This is a genomic window from Clostridium sp. Marseille-QA1073 (assembly GCF_054863625.1).
This window is the reverse complement of record NZ_JBSVQM010000004.1, coordinates 215000-235148: the sequence shown is the minus strand read 5'-3', so window position 1 is coordinate 235148 and position 20149 is coordinate 215000. Positions and strand designations below refer to the sequence as shown.

The following is a 20149-nucleotide window of genomic DNA, read 5'->3' as shown; positions in this document are numbered from 1 at the left end:
TTACAATTTATCTCTTAATATTCCTTAACCTTTACTCATGTTTATCAATACTTTTATATATTATTACTTAATTACTAATTTCATACATTAATTTACATTTTTGTCGATAGAAACTTTTAAGGATCTAATCATTTTTATACAAAATCTATTTTCTATCTGCAGCCTTCAATAACTATTATTTATATTTTTTATGCTATTCTAATAACTCCTGCTAATGTTGCAGAATTCAGATACGAATGCCCGTAATGAAATGTGGTTTTCTTAGTTTCTTCTTCAAATATTTCTTTAAATTTATCCCTATCATATAGAATCTTTAACTCCTTATCCCTGTCTTCGATCATTGTAATTTATATTAGTACTTATTAAATAACTCTCATCTAAACCTTTTTATAGTAATTGCTATTATATTCTACATTTAGTTCAGTAATGCCTGACTTCAATAATTTCTCTTCGATTACACGTTTTTTTTCATTACTTTCCATGATGTTGATGGTATTGAATACTCCATCTGCAATTGTATCAAATTGATGCATCGGTATGCCTACTGCTAATTCATGATCTTTCCATCCAGATCTATGCCTAGTTCCAATACATAATAAGGATACTTGCATATCTTGTGTCACATAAGGTTTAGCACTACATTCATAGCATATAGCTTGATTGCCCAAGAACCCAATATCCTTTCTTGCTCCATAGTGATATGAATATCCTTGTACTATTCTCATTAAATTATAGGGGTTAGTTACTATTAGTGCGATGTCAGGAGAGTCCTCGAACATACTTAAAGGCTGGACTAAAACACCATATGGCTCCTCTTTAGAATATGAGAGGCTATCCCTAACTTCTTTTGCAACTTCAGCATCTTTATACAGTCCTAGCCGTACCCAATTTTGGCCTCTTTCATTTACAGTATCTTCTTGAAATCCAAGAGTTCGAGCAGCGCTAGTACACGCTAACATATCTCCAATTGCTTTCAATGAGTGTCCACATGTAGCACTTTTAACCATTCCACAATAGTTTATTTTTTTTATAGGACATTGACCACTTAGTAGTTCATATTCTTTTTTAGAAAAAGCAAACTTAATTCCAACTATTTGTCTTTCTAAATCTAAAGCACAGTTGAGTTTCAATAAAGCTTGTTTCCAACTCGGTTCCATATCATTTCTCCTCTCCGTGTATATATCTAATATTATATAAAACAGCACTGCTATTATATAAATTGCTGTGCTGTTTTAGTAAATTGTATTAATTAAATTTTTACTATAACTATAGGGATACAAGCTCGAATTTTAAATTATTCATGAACCTTAAAAATATTTCCATGCAAAATAAAACATTGATTTTTAAGTGGTCACGAGCATGCATCACTATTTTAGGTTCCAAAATTTTAAATGTATAAGTTAAATTGTGATTTTGGAACCCTATATTTACTTTTCATTTTATTTATAATGAGTATATACCCCTGGGAATTTAGCGTCTATTTCATCTTTTACTGATTGTATTTTTAGACATTTTGCATAGTCAATAGCCCATTGCTTATCTTTGTTTTCTGCTTTAACTACAGGTCCAATTGGATAGTCTACAGATTGTTTATCACGTACTAAATATGTAGAAGGATTTTTTCCTGCATTAAACATATGAGTGAAAAATACTAGTGCTCCATCCATATCTTCTAAACTTCTTACAGTTTGAGCTTGTTCCATATCAATAATTTTGATATTTTTAGGGTTTTTAGCTACATCTGCTATAGTATAAGGTCCTTGGTGGTCCTTCGCTAATTCAATGAGACCTGCATCTTCAAGTACATGCATACCTATATCCATGTTCATTGCATCATTCATAATTGCTATTTTAGCACCTTCTGGAAATTCAGATACAGATTTATATTTTTCTGAATATAAACCTATTCCTGTATAATAACCATATGGCTCTAGCATATGTAAGTCCCCTTTTTGACCTTGATTAAATGTTTCAATAAATTTTTTATGTTGACCTATAGAAATATCTACTTCTCCATCATTAGCAGCAGTCACCACTAAAACATTTGAATCAAATAGAACAAATTCTGTCTTATATCCTAATTTAGCATATTCTTTTTCTATAGCATCATAGGTTACTTTAGAGATTTCAGTACCACCTACTTTAATTACTTGCTTTTCATCTTCTTTTTTATTGCCACAACCTACCAACAATGATGATATCATTATTGCCAAGGCAATAAACTTTAATAATTTACTTGCTCTAAGTTTCATTTTTTTCTTCCTTTCTACTTTAAAATTTTATAAATAAATCTACCTAATCCTTGGATTAGAAGAACCATAATAAGTAAAATAGCCACAATGAAATACATGATTAAATCGTCAAACCTTTGATATCCATATGCAAGAGCTACAGCACCTAATCCACCAGCACCTACTGCACCAGCAATAGTTGTAGTATTCAGCATATTTATAATCATCATAGTAAGATTAGATACTAAGTTTGGTAATGCAACCACATACATAACTTTAAATACAATTTGTAGAGTTGAGGCTCCCATGGATTTTGCAGCTTCTATCAATTGTTTATCTACTGTTCTCAACGAATTTTCAACTATTCTAATTGCATAGGGTACACCTGCTATAGAAATTGAAAAAATTGCTGAATTTGCTCCAACAGTAGTTCCTACAATTAATCTCGTCAAAGGCATCAATGCCACTATAAGAATTAAAGTTGGGAACGATCTTAATATATCAGCACATTTATCAATTATGATAAATACAAGTTTATTTGGTATTAATCCATCTTCGTCAACAAGTACTAATATAGTACCTAAAACAAGCCCTATAATAATAGAAAACAGAGAAGAAAAAAACAATATTTTTACTGTCACCCATATAGCAGGAATAATCACAGTAGGTAAGTACTCAAATAAGCGGGTATTACTTGCGTCCATCAATAACACCACCTTTACTTACTATCCTAAATTCAACACTCTTCTTCTGTAAAAATTCTATTGTTTTATCGAAATCATTTTCATCAATATTTATAAGTAGATTGTTGTAGCGAATGGAATCATTATTATAAAAATCACTATCTAATAAATTAAAATCTCCTGAGATATATTTAGCTAGTTGAGAAACTACACCGTAATCTCTGTTTAAATTAACATTTAGTCGAATATTAACGCCACTTTGGGGTAAAATAATCTCCTTTTCTCCTAATAAGTTTAGAAGAGACTTAGGTTTATCCGAAAATAAATCAATAACATTTCCTGATTCCATTATTTTACCTTGTTCTAAAATAGATAGTTCGTCACAAATACCTTGTACAACATCCATTTCATGTGTTACAACCACAACAGTTATATTCATATCCCTACTAATTTGTTTAATGAGACTAAGAATAGATTTTGTAGTATTAGGATCTAAAGCTGATGTAGATTCATCGGATAAGATGTATTTAGGTTTTAAAGCCAAAGCCCTAGCAATTGCAACTCTTTGTTTTTGTCCCCCACTTAATTCAGTTGGGTAAGCATATATTTTATCTTCCAAACCTACCATTTCAACTAACTCTTTTACACGATTATGTATATCATCTTTTTTATATCCCCAACATTCTAAAGGAAATGCAATATTTTTATATACAGTCTTCCTATCTATCAATGAAAACTGCTGGAAAATCATCCCCATATCTTTTCTAAAATTGCGCATTTCATATCTATTTAAACCTTCTACTTTTATACCATCTACAACAATTGATCCTTTATTATACTTCTCCAAACCATTGATACACCGTAGTAGAGTGGACTTTCCAGCGCCACTTTGCCCCACAAGTCCATATATCATTCCAGTATCTATTTTCAAATTGACATTGTCTAGCACTTTACGAGTATAAAATGACTTTTCTAAATTGACAATTTCTATCATATTTCCTCCTTTACATGCATAAATATAAATAAAAATTAACTTAAAGTAAAATTATTACTTCTTATTTTTTAAAATTTCTTATTATATACTAATTATTTGAGAAATTATAATAATCATTAATAAAGTATACAACTTTGTATAACATTTTAAAAATTTAAAAATTCAATAGATATATAACTATCTATTGGATTTAACTATAAAAAATATATTTTTATAATATAACAAATTCTCATAATATTTACCTGAATTATAAATTCATTTGAATCCTTGAACTACTTTATATTTAAATATACAATTTATATGGTACTCCTCCCTTAGTATAGAAGATATATATCAACTATATTTAATAGTTTTTATCATTAATCCTTCTACTTAAGTCTTGTAAATTTATTAATTTCTAACTCATCTTTATCTAAAGATTATACTTGTACTAATAACTTTTGAATCTCATCTTCTTTTAACATTCTATACTGCCCTTTTTCAAGTGTTTCATCTAACATTAACTCTCCAATGGAAATCCTCTTTAGATATACCACATAACAACCTACTGCCTTTAACATACGCTTTACTTGATGTTTACGTCCTTCTGAAATTGTGAGATATCCGGATACAACCGGTTGTTCATAGTGATTTGGATCTATATTGTAGAATTTTCTAATATCTGTTTCCTGTTCAAATTCTTTATATGTTCCGCATCTTATTCCATCTATTTTTGCAGGCTTCGTCAATGCTTCACCTTCTCCTATGGAAATGCCTTCTTCTAACTTTTTTATCTCCTCTTCATTTAGAGAACCTAATGCAATAAAAAAATATTTCTTTTCAACATGTTTTTTAGGGTACATTAACTGATGATTAAAATCGCCATCATTGGTAAACAACAATAATCCTTCTGTATCCTTATCTAACCTTCCAACATGAAATATTCCATTAGTGTTAACTCCCTCAAAAAAATCAAAAACTGTTGTACTCACCGCATCTTTTCTTGCAGTAATACATCCCATAGGTTTATGAAACATATAATACACTTTTCCTGTGTAGGCAACCACCTTATCAAGATACTCAATAACATCAGTACTTTCACTAATTTCCATTATCGGTTCTGTTACAACTTGTCCATTGACTTTAACAGCCCCTTCTTTAATATAATTTCGAACATTTTTCCGTGTTCCAACTGCTGATTCTGCTAAAAATTTATCTAATCTCATGTTTCCTCACTTCTAATCATTTGTAAAATAAATTTAACTATATTAATATATAATATTTTTATTTTGGAGTAAAGATTATAATTCTAAAATTAGTAGAAAAAGAACTAGGTGATTTCTCTCCTAGTTCTTTTTAATTCTTTCATTTTATAATGGTGAATTCTGTGAGTTTCAGCATTAATTCTCAAGACTTAACCATACTTCCATAATTGTATCCAATTCTTTATTTAATTCCTCTTTCCTACAATACAACTTATTAAGTTCTTCATAACCTAATAAGCTGTTAGACATAGCTAAATCAAGCTCTCTTATTTCATTTTCAAGACTTTCAACTCTTTTTTCAGCTTTAGCCTTTTCTGCTTCCTTCTTTTTACTTTCATCAATATTTTTTGGCTTCTTAATTTTTTCAGCCTTTATCACCGGTTCTTTAGGCGCCTTCAAATTCAACTCATCTTTTACGCTTTTATAATAATCATAATTACCAGAATAACTTTTTAGTGCATTGTCCTCAACAGCAATAACTCTTTCACCAATTTTATTGATAAAATACCTATCATGAGAAATGAAGAATATAGTTCCTTTAAACTCTTCCAAAGCTTCCTCAAAGGTTTCTATGGAATCAATATCAAGATGATTAGTTGGCTCATCCAATATCAATAGATTTATATCTTCATACAATAATTTACCTAACTTTAGTCTAATCTTCTCTCCTCCTGACAAATGTTTTACTTTTTTAAATACGCTTTTACCATAAAACATGAACTTCGACAGGTATTCTCGAGCTTTTCCTTCCAGTATCGAAATATCTTCTCTAAAGCACTCTAACACAGTAAGTTCTTCATTTTTAAAAGTTATTTTCTGTGGTAAATATGCTGCCATAACATTTGCTCCTAATTCTGCTACTCCCTCATCAGGATGTTCTTCACCTAAGAGCAGTTTTAAGAAGGTGGTTTTTCCGCATCCATTGGGACCTATTAATGCAACTCTTTCACCAAAATTAATCAATAAATTTGCATCCTTAAAAATAACCTTATCTTCAAAACTTTTAGAAAGTTCTATGGCTTTGATAGTCTCATTACCTGACCGCTGTGCAGATTTTAAATTTAGTTTCATATTTTGTTTTTCAAAAACTGGTTTTTCTATTCTATCCATTTTATCAAGCTTTATTTGTATGCTTGCAGCTCTTCTAAAGAATTTATTATTATCAGCTCTCATAGCCCAATCTCTTAAATCCTTTACGGTCTTCTCCATAGTATTTATCTTCTTTTGCTGTTCTCTAAAATTCTCATATTGAATTCTCATATTTTCTTCTTTTTGATTAGCATAAGAAGAATAATTGCCCTTGTAAGCTATAGACTTCATATCCTCTATTTCTACTATTTTTGTTACTACATTATCTAAAAAATATCTATCATGAGATACAATAATTACAATTCCTTTATAAGCTTTAAGATAGTCTTCAAGCCATTCAATAGAATCCATATCCAGATGATTTGTAGGTTCATCTAGTAGTAATATATCTGGGTTATCAATCAAGAGCTTCCCAAGTACTACTGTAGTTTTTTCCCCACCACTTAATAAATTGAAATCTTTATTTAAAAAGCTATCATCAAATTTTAGTCCAGTACAAATCTTGCCTAATTTTTCTTCTATATCATATCCTCCCTTAACCTCATATAGTTGAACTAAATCACTATACTGCTTCAACACTTTTTCTAGGTCATCACCTTCTAATGCTTTCATTTTATCTTCTAATTTATGCATTTCTTTTTCTATGCTGTGAGCTTCCTCAAAAGCTAAATTTAACACATCAATAACTTTCAAACCTTCAGGATATTGAGGTATTTGTTCAAGATAAGCTCTAGTGGCATCTCTAGGAATGGAAATAAATCCTTCATCATATCCAGGACTTGTAGCACCTGGGTAACCAACGCAATAATTCATTGGTTCTATTCCTGCTATTAATTTAAGAATGGTGCTCTTTCCACTTCCATTTGCACCTACTATACCAACCTTTTCTCCTGCATAAACTTTAAAAGTTATATCTTCAAGAATAAGGGTAGCATCCATATATTTTTTTACACCATTTAATGATAATTCAAACATAAAAATTCCTTCTTTCATCCATATTTTAAATTAGCATCTTATGGATAGGCAGAAAAAATCTTAACTACTATACTATTATAATTTTTTAAAAGAATTTTAAAAATAAAAAGACCGTAAGAAGATGGTTCTTCTTACAGTCTAAAATACTCTATTATTATAATTTATTTTAACTTAGATATAAGCAAAAATTACGAATGTAAATAAAAGCATTCATTATGCTTATATATCTAATTGCAAAATTTCTCAAAAACTCTAGCTCAATATTTCAAAATAAATATTTGAAGCCTTCTATAAATTATAATATTGAATTTCAGTAAAGTAAGTTACCTTCTAAATGCCTTATTCCATAAAGAGCATAACAATAAAACCTAAATATAATTAGGCAAATTTAAAACTCATTATAAAATACATATTAATTTAAAATTAATATTAGCAATTAGCTGGTGTCATAACTTACTTCCCTCCTTCAATGTTTTCTTTATTATATCATCATTTGTATTTTATGTAAATAAGTTAAAATAATACATTTATTATCTAAAATCTCTTGAATATTTAATACATTTAATCAAAAGGACACATATATTCGAAATTTTGTTATGCATAATCCTTCACTCAACACTATATTGATTAACTATTTCAAGTAGCTGCTTAGCTTTATCAGCAGAAACATTTTCAGAAAGCCTTGCACAAGCCAAAATAGGTGCCCATAAAAATATTTGTTCTTTGCTTAGATGGCTCTTTTCACAATAAAGACGAAGATATAATTCAGCTAAATCCACAGAAAATTGTAAATATAAAAGATATGAACGATATACATCAGCAGCTATGTTACCACATGATGAGTCAACCCAATCAATTATTACAATGTTATCTTTTGCCTTCATAAGATTAAATATATGACAATCACCATGACAGAGATTATTTCCATAGGATATTTTATTCATTTTATCTAATAGTTTTTGTTTAGTTATATGACTTGGTCCTATAGCAGCATTTATTTTTTTCGTAAGCTTTTCTGACATTGGTTGAAATTTTTCAGTGGGCACTGCATGAATTTTCATCTGTGTTTCGACTGCTAGTCCCATATAATATTCTGCTTGTTTCATATCCTTATAAAGCAGACTACCAAGAGCTTCTCCCTCAATATATTCCATAATAATTGCTTGTCTTCCATTAATTAATGTAACATCATAAACCTTTGGAACTGTTACCCCGCAATTATATGCATACTCTTGCTTTGCTGCTTCATAATAGGCTTCACCTTCAGCTGCCTCTTTATGAAATAACTTAACCGCCTTATCTTCCCATTGATATAATTTTGCTGTATTTCCTTCTGCAATTAGTTTATGCAATTCCATATGAAAAACCTCCATCTACATTTTTTATAATGATATTTTGAAGTAATGATTCTTCATAGTCTTTTATTAATGGGTCTAGTATCATAATGCCTTTATCTTGAATTTTGTATATAATTAACTTATACATGTATCCCATAAACTACACAACTTTAAAGAGTTATCCTAACTTTCTACAAACACTAATAATGTTAGGCGCTAAAGGTGAAAATAGAGTTTTATCCCAATCTGAATATTGATCTTCAATATTAAAACCATTGTTATTTAATAATGACTTAAGAGTATCATTATCAGTAAAACGACAAGCAATTCGAGAAGTGGTTTTCTTAAATCCCCAATCACGGAAAGTCACCCAATGCATTATATGATTTTTTTCATCATAATATTGTGTTCCAGATACTTGAACTGATATTCCATCCTTATCTATAAATTGTCCCCAATTTGTTTCCTCTTGGTTTGATAAATCAGTTCCCATAGGATTACGCGTTTCAAATGCAAATATACCATTTGGTTCTAAATGCTTATAAACCGTTTTAAGTAAAGAATTTTGATCTTCATCGCTCAAAAATGCTTGAAATGCATTTCCTGTTAGATATATCATAGAAAAACACTTTTTAGATTCAAAAGTTCTAGCGTCATCTTCAATAAAAGTCACAGGCAACCCCTCTGCTTTAATTCTCCCATATTCAAGCATCTGTGGTGTAATGTCAACGCCTGAAACTTTTATTCCACATTTCGCTAAATGTATCATTGTTAATCCTGTGCCGCATGCAAGTTCTAAAACTTCCCCTGGAGTCAGCTTAGCAAGTTCAAGATAAAAATTATATTTATCAATTTCACCACCAAATTCAATATCATAATTAATCGGATCTCGATATTCTTCAAGATTATTGTGCTTTATCATAATACTCTCCTCCAATTAAATTAAAGATTAAATGTACTTAACTAATACTCAAGAAAATAATAACGTAAATAATATTTTTATTGTATATTTTAAGGCGGTTTATTTCAATAATGAAGAACTTAGTTTTATCCTATATTTTCATGTTATTCATCAAAATTAGATAACATTTACAATTATAGACTGTATACTAATATAACTGTTTTAAATGAGATTGTATTATAGGGTTACGCAATAAAAATCTAATTTATACATGATTTTGATTTCCATAACAAAAATTCTTTTCTATGAATTAAAAATTAAGAATGAAAAATGAAAAATTATGGTTAAAACTCCACCACTAAAGCCTTTGGAGTTTTTTAAAAATAAATTTTATTTTAAGAAATTCACCTCTAGTGAATTTTTCCTAAACTCTTCATTATTAATTGTTAATCCTTAATTACTAAGGGTTTAAGCTATTTTTTAGAAAAATTATTTTCCAGAGTATATTTTAAGTTTTCATATAGATGCCTATAGTTTCTCCTCACTGCTTAGACGTGTTCTCAATTATCGGAAATAGTAATTGGATTACAAAACCCTTTCCATACTCAGATTCAACTTCAATTTCAATCTGCAATTCATCGCATAATTTCTTTACAAGATACAATCCTATTCCACTAGACTTGCTTTGATTAGAATTATCTCCTGTAAATCCTTTATCAAAAATAAAGGGAAGATCAGAACTCAATACTCCAATACCATTATCGGAAATTCTAAAGTAATACCTATTTTTTACACTTTCAAAGCCAGTTTTTATCCAAATAAAGCTCTCGATTTCTTCATTGGAGTATTTTACTGCATTAACTAATATTTGCGTAAAAATAAACTGAAGTGTTTTTTTATCCGATAAAATTGGTACATCTTCAATCTGAGAAATAACTGCAACTTCTTTTTCATCGAGTAATACTTGGAGTTCTAGAAGTACATCTTCACAGCAAAGATTCAAAGAGACTCTCTCTAAGAGATAGTCAACATGCGATGCCTGTAATCTTGCATAAAATAGTATTTGTTCAACATCATCACTGATATTAATTGTTGCATACTCAAGTCTTTGATACACCAGTTCCGACATTTCCTCTTTACGATTTGCCAAAATCAACGTTGCCAAAAAAATGGGTTTCTTTATTTCATGAACCCAACTTTCGATAAACTCTTCATAGTCTATGGATTTCAGTCTTGCATCATTTAATTGATCATTTTGCATCCGCAACTTATTAGCTAAATAATTCACTTCTTCCTTATGAGATTCACCAATGAATTCTATCAATCGATATTCATGTTCTAGTGAGGGTTCTTGAATAAAATCATAGAAGGCTTTATCTTGTTTTTTCTGTTTTCTCCAAACAAGTAACATACCAAAAACAATGCTAATTACAGAAAAAATAACCATAATACCAACTAAAAGTCCAAATGTTTCTGGATATGCTAACCAAGCCATAAATATGAAGAAAATATCACTTATGCAAAGAAGTAGTATCCAAGAAGCTGATTCCTTTAAAATATTAAGCCAATCTCTTGGCTTCATTCGCAATCACCTCCTTTTAGCTGATACCCAATTCCTCTGATTGTCTTGATTCTATTAGATAATCCAACTGTTTTAAGTGTCTTACGTAATCTGGTCATATTTACTTGTAATATGTTCTCATCAACATACTCGCTACTTCCCCATAGTAAGCTAAAAAGCTCCTCTTTTTTTACTACTGAAGGAGTAGCTTTCACCAAGGCTTTCATAATAATTCCTTCATTCTCAGATAATGAAATAGAATCCTCGCCAACATATAATACATTTATATTATCATCTAACTGAAAATCACCAGCATTTAACAGAACACGGATATTGGCATAGAGATGAATTAACTTTTGAATTCTAGCAATTAGACGTTTAGGATGACAGGGTTTTGTTAAGTAATCATCTGCACCTAACTCTAATGCATGTAACTCATCACGAAGTTGATTACGTGAAGTCAACACCAAAATAGGTCCTATTCCCCTAGACTTAAGCGCCCGACAAATATCGAATCCAGAAAGCTTGGGCAAATTCAAATCTAATACAATTAGCGAAGGAGAAGCCGAGGCAATATCTTCCAAAACGGTATCAAAAGAAGAGATACACTCTACAGAGTATCTCTCCTTCTCTAATATATTTTGTAACTCGATACGTAGAAAGATATCGTCCTCAACAATGACTATCTTTTCCACGCTTTCACCTCCTATCAAACCTCTTTTAATTTATTTATTTCTTCATCACTCTTCCTCTGAATCATCCATATATAGCATAGCTCAAAAACGATAAAAATAATAAGTGAAATTCCTGCCAGCAAAATAATACTGCTACTGTTTGATGGCTTTGGAATAAAAAAGAAAGTTCCTAACCTCGACCAAATACCAAACATCGACCAAATGCCAAAAATTGAACTAATCAATGCTATAGTAATCACCAACCCAAAATACCACCATATTTGCATCCTTGCTGATGAACACAGAGATTTAACACTTGCTCCTAACATAAATAATGTAGAATACCTATGCCTTGTACTACTTTGTTGCATAAGAAACTTCAATCCTAGTACTGTATTTGCAATAATAAGGAACATCACGCCCAAATAAAGTGTCGTATAACTTCCTGCGATTATGTAAAACAACTGTCTTCCCATGCTGGCAAGATAACTTTCATAGTTTAAGCCAGATGTATCGAGTAAATTATCTACTTCATACATGGCTTGCATCAATCCTTTTTTGCGAACAAAATCAGGGTCTAGAGCCATATTCAAACGTAATGATACTTCGGAATCTCCAGTCAACACATTATACATATCATCAGGAATAATCAAACCATACCAAATAGTAATCGATCGATCTGCAACAAAATTGCTTGTATATGGTATTGATGTTAATTTATGTTGTTTTTCATTGATGTAAATTGTTGGATTAGTTTTTAATACTTTACTTAACATACCATTAGAGAATGAAAACTCAGGATTAGAATACATTGCAACTTCATTATCTCTTAACACAATGGGAGATTTATTGGTAGATTCAAGTACCTTATTATAACTTGTAAGTGAAATTAAATAAGGAGGATTTTGATAAGATAAAGTCCTTAATAGACGTTCTTTTTCTTGTGAATTTTCTTCTTTTGAAACTGCTTCTTCTAATCCTGCCCAAGAAAAAATGCCTGTCTCTAAATGTCCAAGTTTCATAGGATAATAATCCTTTACATAAGGTTTCAATTTATCAGAGGTCAATACAGAAACAATTTCATTTTCTGATCCTTCAAAAGTAAAATCTACTGTTCTCTCTGACGCTTCACCTCGATTTAAAGCTGTAGAAATGCCATAAGCAAAACAAACCATCGCCAAAAGAATTAAAAGTGACGATATAGCAAGAGAACTCGATTGATGTAAAACATTCTCTTGAAGTTGTCTTCCTGTAAATGTAAATAATCCGGTAGATGAACTACTTTTACGTCTTATCCATCTTCCAATGAAACTTCCCAATCCGCGAAATAGCATAAAAGTTCCACTGACGCCAACGAATAATATTAATGCAAACATCAAAGCATCAAGAGTACGCAAATATAAAATTGCCAATACATAAGCTGCACATAGCAAAACTGCTCCAAGTAGTAAACTAACCCAGCCCCATACAGGCGAAATAATTCTTTGTAATTTTTCTTTCTGTTCATTGAGTAAATCTACTGGCTCCTTTTTAGTCATCCTAAGGCTAAGAATAAACACCGCTAATAATTGCACCATAATGAAACCAAATACAGTTAATCCTAGCCCCACCCAGGAGATACGAAACTGATGACCAATGATGCCCATTCCAATAAGTCTAGAAGTTGTCAGGCTAATTAGTTCTGTCAAAAATAAGGAAATTGGAACTCCAATAATCAAAGCTACTAAACCATTCCACAATGTTTCCCCCATGATCATTGCGAACAATCTGCGACCTTTCATCCCCATCATCAAATAGATTCCAAATTCATTACTACGACGTTGTAATTGATATCTGTTAGCAAAATAAACCAGGAAAAATACGAAGAACAGTGAGACGGCATAGAGCACCGGAATCATTAATAAAAGCTTAGCTACCGCATCACTCTCAACCGTTTTTAGATACACCATAACATCCTGTTCTCCGAGGGAAAGGATGACATAAAAAGCAACAATAGAAATAACCAGTGAGGCAAAATAAACCCCATTTTCTTTTCGTGTTTTACTACTATTTCGTTTGACGAAATCAAAGAACATTAGCACTGCCTCCTCCCAACTGTGCCATAACAGTTAAGATACGTTCATAGAACGAATTCTGGGTTTCTCCTGGCACTTTCTTTCGAAGCTCATGAAAAATTACACCATCTTGAATAAATAAGATTCTAGAACAAAAACTTGCTGCATTGGCATCGTGAGTAACCATCAAAATCGTAGTCCCATCTATCTGATTGATGGAAGATAGTTTTTCCATCAAGCTTTTTGCATTTTTTGTATCCAAGGCGCCGGTTGGCTCATCTGCTAATACAATGCTTGGATTTGAGATCAGCGATCTTGCTGCTGCAACCCTCTGCTTTTGGCCTCCTGACATTTGAGATGGAAATTTATTTAATACATCCTCAATATCAAATTGCTTCGCTAATTTTTGAAGTTGTTCCTCATTCTTTTTGGGATTCTCTCCATGTATCGATAACGGCAAAACTATATTTTCTCTAGCAGTTAAATTATCTAACAACTCAAATTCTTGAAATAAATATCCAATTTTACTTCCTCGATATTTTGCTAGCTGGGATCCCCTAAATGAGGAAATATTCTGTCCCTCCAATAAAACTTGTCCAGATGTTGGCTTAAGCATCGTTGCAATACAATTAAGCAATGTGGTCTTACCTGACCCGCTTGCACCCATTATTCCAAGAAATTCTCCTGGAAAAACATCAAAAGTAATTCCCTTTAATGCAATAGTTTCACTTTGCCCCTTACCATATGCCTTATGAACTTCCTGAACTCGAAGCAACTTATCTGAAGTTTTCATATCGTATCCTCCCTATACTTTTCACTAGTGTAAAGTTCAAAATTCTTTTGAATCTCTTTTTTTGCTTTGATTTTTTATAGCCTACTTTACACTATCACTTTTTCTTATAAATACTATATAATAAAAATTCATCAATTAACACTTACAGTTGTTGTAAGGTTTATAATGAGAGGAATATCTCCTTTATTAAGTTAATTATCAGATCCTGTTACCTTCTTAAATTTCATATTTAAGAAAATAATCATAATTAGTTCTTATTATAGTAAATCCATTGTCTGGGATATTTATTTTACCTAGCATGTCTTCCGAAATTTCACTATTCAATTTTCATTATGTTATACACTGAACCATGCGGATTGCAGCAATGCAATACCTTCTCGTATCTGTTGTTCACTCAGCAAGCTATATCCTGCAAATATAATATTTCGTGGACAATCATTCCTGTTATTCCAGAATGGAATCATAGAATATACTTTAACTCCGACTTTTTCTGCCTGTTTAATAAGCCAATCCTGTTCTTCACCATCTGTAAACTCCAAAACGAAATGCAATCCTGCCCCGCGACCATGTAGAATTACTTTGTTTCTAAACATTTTTGTTGCTTCCTGTACAAATACATCATGACGCCTTTTATATGTGATGCACATTTTTCTAATATGGCGCTCATAATTTCCATCCATCATATATTCGCCTAAAACACGTTGTGTCAACCATGATACGGGGGAATTGTAGGAACAGAACAGACTACAATATATAGTCAGCAGCTGTACTGGCAGCACCATATAGTTCATCCGTAGCGAAGGAGAAAGAGACTTCGAAAAAGTTCCAATATAAATAGTACGGTCGTTGGTATCTAGGGAATGGAGTGCCGGCACCGGATTGGCATCATATCTGAGCTCACTGTCATAATCATCCTCAATAATATATGCATCATTAGCATTTGCCCAATTAAGTAGCTCCTTGCGCTGAGAAATTGGCATCACGGTTCCGTAAGGAAATTGATGTGAAGGTGTTACATAGGCAGCACATGCGTCAGAACGGTAAATGGATGAGATGCTAAGACCTTCTTTACTGGCTGGGAGCAAATGTAGATTATAATTATTATTTATAAATACATCCCTTGCCCCATTATAGCCAGGCTCCTCCATAGCAATCGTGTTATTTTCTTTTCGCAGAATAGTACACAAAATATCTAATGAATAGTGTAGTCCACAGCCAACGATAATTTGTTCTTCACAACAAATCATACCTCTTGATCTATGCAGGTGTTTTTTGATTTCTTGTCGTAACAACAAATCACCCTGATTATCTGGATACTGATTAAATACTTCTTTTTGCGATGATAAGAGAATTTGAGAGGTGTATTTTCGCCATAACTTAAAAGGAAATTGCTCATAAGGAAATGTACCATACTGAAAATCATATAGACTTGCAGATTGCTTCAGTTCTGCTCTTTCAATAGATGAAGTATTTATATCCTGCGGCACGTAATTCCTCTCCGTAAATTTACTTGAAGTGTCTAGAACAAAAAAACCTGATCCATGTCTTGCTTGAATATATCCCTCCACAGCCAGCTGAGTATAAGCTTGACTAACAGTATTGCGTGCAACACCTAATGTTTGAGCTAGTGTGCGAATACCTGGAAGCCTTTCTCCAGGTGTAATATCTCCTTGTTCAATATCTTTTTTGACCTGATGATAGATTTGGAGATATATTGGATCATCTGAATTTTCTTGAATATAAATCATATAATTATAACCATCCTTATATCAAAGTGTATCCTATATTATATCTTATAAGTGTATCTTTTAACAGGTACACTTATAAGATATAATATGTTTGATTGTATCTCAAGTACATATTTATTCTTGAATGACGATCAAGTTCAAAATACAAGGAGGATAATGAAATTATGCAATATAGAATGAAAAAATTTCAATTAACATCGGAGCAAATTGACGAGCTACTTCATCGTGCGGATATCGGACGATTCGCTACTATCAATGAGAGTGGCTATCCATATGTGGTTGCTATGCACTTTGTTTACTATAATAATAAAATTTATATGCATGGTCTACCAAAGGGACAAAAAATCGATAATGTAAACCGAAACTCCAAAGCATGCTTTGAGGTTGATGAATTGTTTGGTCTCTTGACTGACAATATCGAAAATGCCTGTGATACTGAAGCAGAGTACAATAGTGTTGTGATTGTCGGAAACGCTTCGCTACTTGAGGACTTGGATTATAAACGTGAAGTGCTGAATAAGTTGGTTGAAAAGTACACGCCACAATTTGCTGGGAAAGCGCTTCCTGATAACATGATTAAGGGGACTGCTGTGATTGAGATTGATATCGTAGAGTGTACAGGAAAATATCATAAATAGGGCAAAAAGCAAACTTATTTTATCTAATTGCCACAAAAACTAAATATGATTTTCCCAATAGAATTTATTCCGCTTTTTATTGCGAGATGTTTTTTATTAGCTTGTTTTAAGACTATGTCGTAATATAGGCATTCAATATGAAACTTTAAAATATACTCTAAAAAATAATTTTTCAAAAAATGGCTTAAATCCTTGAAAATTAAGGATTAACAATTAGTAATTCGGATATTTCTCAGTTACCACTGAGAAATATCCGAAATTGTGAATTGTGAACTGTGAATTTTGAATTTAGTAGTTTTAGGAATGATACCACCAAGTGTTAATTATTTTCAGAAATAGATTAAATTTAAGAGTGGTATATCTATATCATGACTTTTCGAAAATTAATTACTTATTTTGTTCCTGTGCTACAATTACACTTTGTGCTAATAATAAGGCACCATATTTTAGTGCATTATCATCTGTAGCGAAATAAGCATTATGCCAAGGTGCACTTCCCTCCTCTTTTCCTACACCTAACCAATAGAAAAAAGTTGGGACAAATTTCGAATAGACAGCAAAATCCTCTGAACCTAGACAAGGGTCAGTACCAACTACACTTTCCTCTCCCATAGCTCTTTTCGCAGCTTCACATGCAAGGTGATACATTTTTTCGGAATTATGTAGAAGTGGTACATCTCCGTCATAGCTTAGACTTGCTTTACATCCATAGGTAAGTGCAGTATTTTCTATAATAGCTGCAAGTCTCTCCTTTGCAGTATCTCTTCCCTTATTGGATAAAGCACGAATAGATCCTGTCATAACAATTTCATCTACAATGAGATTCTCCGGCGTACCTCCATGGATGGAGCAAATTGATACTACTACAGCATCTAATGGATCTACATTGCGACTTACAATAGTTTGAACTGAATTAATAATACTTGCTCCGCATACAATTGGATCAATAGTTAAGTGAGGCATTCCTCCATGACCTCCTACTCCACGAAGAACAATTGTAAAATTATCTTTTGCAGCCATTAAACTTCCTTTTTTTACAGCAACTTTCCCAGTTTCAATCTCAGGACGATTATGAAGTCCAAATATATAGTCTATCTTCACCTTGTCAAACAAACCATGCTTAATTAGCTCTTCGGCACCTGATGTAATTTCTTCCGCCGGCTGAAAGATAAATACAACATCACCTTTTAATTCATCTTTCATATTTGACAAAATTTTAGCAGCACCTAATAGTGCTGTAGTATGAAAATCATGACCACAAGCATGCATTAGTCCTTCTATTAAAGACTTATCTTTTACATCAGCCATCTCATGACATTTGATTGCATCAATGTCTGCACGTAGTCCAACCACCGGTCCTGATTTTCCCGTTCTTAATATGCCTACTACTCCTGTATCCATACTCATATCTTGCAACTCAATTCCCAATGATATGAGTTTTTCTTTTAAGAACTCAGTTGTTTTATATTCTTTCATTGAAATTTCAGGATGTTGATGTAAATATCTCTTAATATCTTTTAATTCATTTTCTTCTGTTTCACTTATATGTAACATTATTCCATCCTCCATTATTATTTTTTATCACTTCTAAACAGTAAAAATACCAGCTTATAGTTCATTTTCTCAAAGTTAATTTGTTGGATATGTAGCATGCATAAACATAAAATATATCCTAATCATTGTATTTTAAATTATTTTATTCTTATTCAATTAGTAAAATATCATTCTTATCTACACCAAGATATTGGGGTAAAAATTCAGTATTATTATGTTCACCAATCTTTTTTTCTCTTTTCCAGTATATTTTATTTGATTCAAAACTATGGTTTAATTCTCCGCTAGAAAAGATAATATTGTATTCAAATGGTGCCTCAACCATATTTAGTGGATTTACCTTTATTATATTAACACTTTGTCCAATCTTTTTTTCATCCTCTATTGTGATAGGATAAAAATCATGAGCTCGAATTCCAATGCCGGATAGATTATTTGGAACTCTTTTGCCTGTTTTTAAAGTAACTCCCCAATCTAATGCCCTTACTTTATATTCTCCTGTTTTTGTTGCCTTTGAAAAATTTTTGCATCCTGTTAGTTTTGCAACTTGATATTTTACAGGATTTTCAAACAATCCTTTTGTTTCGCCCTTAGCTATAATACTTCCATAATCAATAACCATAAGTTCATTGCTTAATTTATATACCTCATCTCTGTCATGGGTTACCATAATTGCAATTCCATCAAAGCTTTTTAAAAGTTTTGATAGTTCAATTTGGAGTTCTTCTCTCAAATAAGAATCCATTGCTGAAAATGGCTCATCTAAAAGGATTACTGATGGTTCATATGCTATAATTCTGGCTAATGCTACTCTTTGCTGCTGTCCACCTGATAGATTTACCGGATATCTTTTTTCTAAACCTTCTAGATGAAATTGCCTAATTAATTGATTTATCCTATTATTTTTATTTTCAGTAGATAATTTTGAACTAACAAGACCTACTCCAATATTCTCCCTTACAGTCATATTAGGAAACAAAGCATAATTCTGAAATAGATAACCAACTCTTCTCTTCTGAGGACGCAGATTTACTTTTGTCTTTGAATCATAGAGATAGTTCCCATCTAATATAATTGTTCCTTCATCTGGTGTAATAATTCCTGCAATTGATTTTAATGTAACACTTTTACCACAGCCGGATGCTCCGAGAATTCCAAGACAGCCTGGGGATGCTTCAAATTCTATATCTAACATAAATTCTTTTAACTTCTTTTTTATCTTTACTTGTAATGACATAACTTATCCCTCCGCATCAGTTGAAAACAAGATAATTTAATATAAACTCAGTATGAAAGTATTTATCTTTCTCACTGAGTTCTCTGGTTTTAAATAATGGATTATGCCCCTTATCTAATATAGGGATACAATGTGAAAACTTAATATATACTCTGGAAAATAAATTTTCTATAAAAGCAGTTTAATCCCTTAAAAATTAAGGATTAATAATTTAGGATGAAATTAACCCGTAGTAAATTTCTTAAAATAAAATTTATTCTCAAAAAACTTCAAATGTCTTAACCGTGAAGTTTTAGCCATAATTCTTCATCTTTCATTCTTAATTTTTCATTCATAGAAAAAAAATTTTGTTATGGAAATTAAAATTATGCATAAGTTAAATTTTCATTAGGAAACCCTATATAAAGTTTTTTAGAGCTATTCCTTTCCTTCACTG

General features: G+C 31.5%; 18 protein-coding genes. 1 reads left to right on the top strand and 17 read right to left on the bottom strand.

Features of this window, described 5'->3' with window-relative positions:
- Nucleotides 1–188: 188 nt before the first annotated feature.
- The 15 genes from ACY1IQ_RS05600 to pdxR all read right to left on the bottom strand — a co-directional run bounded on the left by ACY1IQ_RS05600 (nucleotide 189) and on the right by pdxR (nucleotide 16284).
- On the bottom strand, nucleotides 189–341 hold the full coding sequence (locus ACY1IQ_RS05600; protein WP_461613033.1) for a hypothetical protein: 153 nt from the start codon (nucleotides 339–341) through the stop codon (nucleotides 189–191).
- Nucleotides 342–377: 36 nt separating this feature from the next.
- On the bottom strand, nucleotides 378–1157 hold the full coding sequence (locus ACY1IQ_RS05595) for a DUF169 domain-containing protein (RefSeq protein ID WP_461613032.1): 780 nt from the start codon (nucleotides 1155–1157) through the stop codon (nucleotides 378–380).
- A gap of 282 nt (nucleotides 1158–1439) precedes the next feature.
- A complete protein-coding gene (locus ACY1IQ_RS05590; RefSeq protein WP_461613031.1) occupies nucleotides 1440–2252 on the bottom strand; it encodes a MetQ/NlpA family ABC transporter substrate-binding protein in 813 nt (270 codons plus the stop codon).
- 14 nt (nucleotides 2253–2266) lie between these two features.
- Nucleotides 2267–2935, bottom strand: a complete 669-nt coding sequence (locus ACY1IQ_RS05585) for a methionine ABC transporter permease (RefSeq protein ID WP_461613030.1) — start codon at nucleotides 2933–2935, stop codon at nucleotides 2267–2269.
- Nucleotides 2922–3908 (bottom strand): methionine ABC transporter ATP-binding protein, encoded by a 987-nt coding sequence (locus tag ACY1IQ_RS05580; RefSeq protein ID WP_461613029.1) that lies wholly within the window; start codon nucleotides 3906–3908, stop codon nucleotides 2922–2924. Before ACY1IQ_RS05580 ends, ACY1IQ_RS05585 begins: the two co-directional genes overlap by 14 nt.
- Before the next feature lie 419 nt (nucleotides 3909–4327).
- Nucleotides 4328–5113 carry a pseudouridine synthase gene (locus tag ACY1IQ_RS05575; protein WP_461613028.1) on the bottom strand — a complete coding sequence of 262 codons (786 nt, stop codon included), beginning with the start codon at nucleotides 5111–5113 and terminating at the stop codon, nucleotides 4328–4330.
- Nucleotides 5114–5287: 174 nt separating this feature from the next.
- Nucleotides 5288–7216, bottom strand: a complete 1929-nt coding sequence (abc-f, locus tag ACY1IQ_RS05570; protein WP_461613027.1) for a ribosomal protection-like ABC-F family protein — start codon at nucleotides 7214–7216, stop codon at nucleotides 5288–5290.
- 608 nt (nucleotides 7217–7824) lie between these two features.
- Nucleotides 7825–8574: a phosphotransferase family protein gene (locus ACY1IQ_RS05565; protein ID WP_461613026.1), complete on the bottom strand. Its 750-nt coding sequence runs from the start codon at nucleotides 8572–8574 to the stop codon at nucleotides 7825–7827.
- Nucleotides 8561–8701: a hypothetical protein gene (locus ACY1IQ_RS05560; RefSeq protein ID WP_461613025.1), complete on the bottom strand. Its 141-nt coding sequence runs from the start codon at nucleotides 8699–8701 to the stop codon at nucleotides 8561–8563. Before ACY1IQ_RS05560 ends, ACY1IQ_RS05565 begins: the two co-directional genes overlap by 14 nt.
- A 30-nt stretch (nucleotides 8702–8731) precedes the next feature.
- The gene (locus ACY1IQ_RS05555) at nucleotides 8732–9475 is read right to left on the bottom strand and encodes a class I SAM-dependent methyltransferase (protein WP_461613024.1); all 744 of its coding nucleotides are present in this window, start codon (nucleotides 9473–9475) and stop codon (nucleotides 8732–8734) included.
- Nucleotides 9476–9995: 520 nt separating this feature from the next.
- Nucleotides 9996–11036, bottom strand: coding sequence for a sensor histidine kinase (locus ACY1IQ_RS05550; protein WP_461613023.1), 1041 nt, complete (start codon nucleotides 11034–11036; stop codon nucleotides 9996–9998).
- Entirely contained in the window at nucleotides 11033–11710 is a 678-nt protein-coding gene (locus tag ACY1IQ_RS05545) for a response regulator transcription factor (protein ID WP_461613022.1), read from the bottom strand. Before ACY1IQ_RS05545 ends, ACY1IQ_RS05550 begins: the two co-directional genes overlap by 4 nt.
- Nucleotides 11711–11724: 14 nt before the next feature.
- On the bottom strand, nucleotides 11725–13764 hold the full coding sequence (locus ACY1IQ_RS05540) for an FtsX-like permease family protein (RefSeq protein ID WP_461613021.1): 2040 nt from the start codon (nucleotides 13762–13764) through the stop codon (nucleotides 11725–11727).
- Nucleotides 13754–14536, bottom strand: coding sequence for an ABC transporter ATP-binding protein (locus ACY1IQ_RS05535; RefSeq protein ID WP_461613020.1), 783 nt, complete (start codon nucleotides 14534–14536; stop codon nucleotides 13754–13756). The genes ACY1IQ_RS05540 and ACY1IQ_RS05535 overlap by 11 nt, the downstream gene beginning before the upstream one ends.
- 335 nt (nucleotides 14537–14871) lie before the next feature.
- Complete coding sequence (pdxR, locus tag ACY1IQ_RS05530; protein ID WP_461613019.1) at nucleotides 14872–16284, bottom strand: MocR-like pyridoxine biosynthesis transcription factor PdxR; 1413 nt, start codon at nucleotides 16282–16284, stop codon at nucleotides 14872–14874.
- Between the two features lie 164 nt (nucleotides 16285–16448).
- Between pdxR and ACY1IQ_RS05525 the strand changes: the two genes are divergently transcribed.
- Nucleotides 16449–16922, top strand: coding sequence for a pyridoxamine 5'-phosphate oxidase family protein (locus ACY1IQ_RS05525; protein WP_461613018.1), 474 nt, complete (start codon nucleotides 16449–16451; stop codon nucleotides 16920–16922).
- 387 nt (nucleotides 16923–17309) lie between these two features.
- On the opposite strand, the gene ACY1IQ_RS05520 is transcribed toward ACY1IQ_RS05525, so the two are convergent.
- Nucleotides 17310–18476, bottom strand: a complete 1167-nt coding sequence (locus ACY1IQ_RS05520; protein WP_461613017.1) for a M20 metallopeptidase family protein — start codon at nucleotides 18474–18476, stop codon at nucleotides 17310–17312.
- Between the two features lie 148 nt (nucleotides 18477–18624).
- Complete coding sequence (locus ACY1IQ_RS05515; protein WP_461613016.1) at nucleotides 18625–19713, bottom strand: sulfate/molybdate ABC transporter ATP-binding protein; 1089 nt, start codon at nucleotides 19711–19713, stop codon at nucleotides 18625–18627.
- Between the last annotated feature and the right edge of the window lie 436 nt (nucleotides 19714–20149).

Coding starts and splice junctions, on each gene's coding strand:
- ACY1IQ_RS05600 (WP_461613033.1), bottom strand. CDS start 341: ATGATCGAAGACAGGGATAAGGAGTTAAAGATTCTATATGATAGGGAT.
- ACY1IQ_RS05595 (WP_461613032.1), bottom strand. CDS start 1,157: ATGGAACCGAGTTGGAAACAAGCTTTATTGAAACTCAACTGTGCTTTA.
- ACY1IQ_RS05590 (WP_461613031.1), bottom strand. CDS start 2,252: ATGAAACTTAGAGCAAGTAAATTATTAAAGTTTATTGCCTTGGCAATA.
- ACY1IQ_RS05585 (WP_461613030.1), bottom strand. CDS start 2,935: ATGGACGCAAGTAATACCCGCTTATTTGAGTACTTACCTACTGTGATT.
- ACY1IQ_RS05580 (WP_461613029.1), bottom strand. CDS start 3,908: ATGATAGAAATTGTCAATTTAGAAAAGTCATTTTATACTCGTAAAGTG.
- ACY1IQ_RS05575 (WP_461613028.1), bottom strand. CDS start 5,113: ATGAGATTAGATAAATTTTTAGCAGAATCAGCAGTTGGAACACGGAAA.
- abc-f (WP_461613027.1), bottom strand. CDS start 7,216: ATGTTTGAATTATCATTAAATGGTGTAAAAAAATATATGGATGCTACC.
- ACY1IQ_RS05565 (WP_461613026.1), bottom strand. CDS start 8,574: ATGGAATTGCATAAACTAATTGCAGAAGGAAATACAGCAAAATTATAT.
- ACY1IQ_RS05560 (WP_461613025.1), bottom strand. CDS start 8,701: ATGTATAAGTTAATTATATACAAAATTCAAGATAAAGGCATTATGATA.
- ACY1IQ_RS05555 (WP_461613024.1), bottom strand. CDS start 9,475: ATGATAAAGCACAATAATCTTGAAGAATATCGAGATCCGATTAATTAT.
- ACY1IQ_RS05550 (WP_461613023.1), bottom strand. CDS start 11,036: ATGAAGCCAAGAGATTGGCTTAATATTTTAAAGGAATCAGCTTCTTGG.
- ACY1IQ_RS05540 (WP_461613021.1), bottom strand. CDS start 13,764: ATGTTCTTTGATTTCGTCAAACGAAATAGTAGTAAAACACGAAAAGAA.
- ACY1IQ_RS05535 (WP_461613020.1), bottom strand. CDS start 14,536: ATGAAAACTTCAGATAAGTTGCTTCGAGTTCAGGAAGTTCATAAGGCA.
- pdxR (WP_461613019.1), bottom strand. CDS start 16,284: ATGATTTATATTCAAGAAAATTCAGATGATCCAATATATCTCCAAATC.
- ACY1IQ_RS05525 (WP_461613018.1), top strand. CDS start 16,449: ATGCAATATAGAATGAAAAAATTTCAATTAACATCGGAGCAAATTGAC.
- ACY1IQ_RS05520 (WP_461613017.1), bottom strand. CDS start 18,476: ATGTTACATATAAGTGAAACAGAAGAAAATGAATTAAAAGATATTAAG.
- ACY1IQ_RS05515 (WP_461613016.1), bottom strand. CDS start 19,713: ATGTCATTACAAGTAAAGATAAAAAAGAAGTTAAAAGAATTTATGTTA.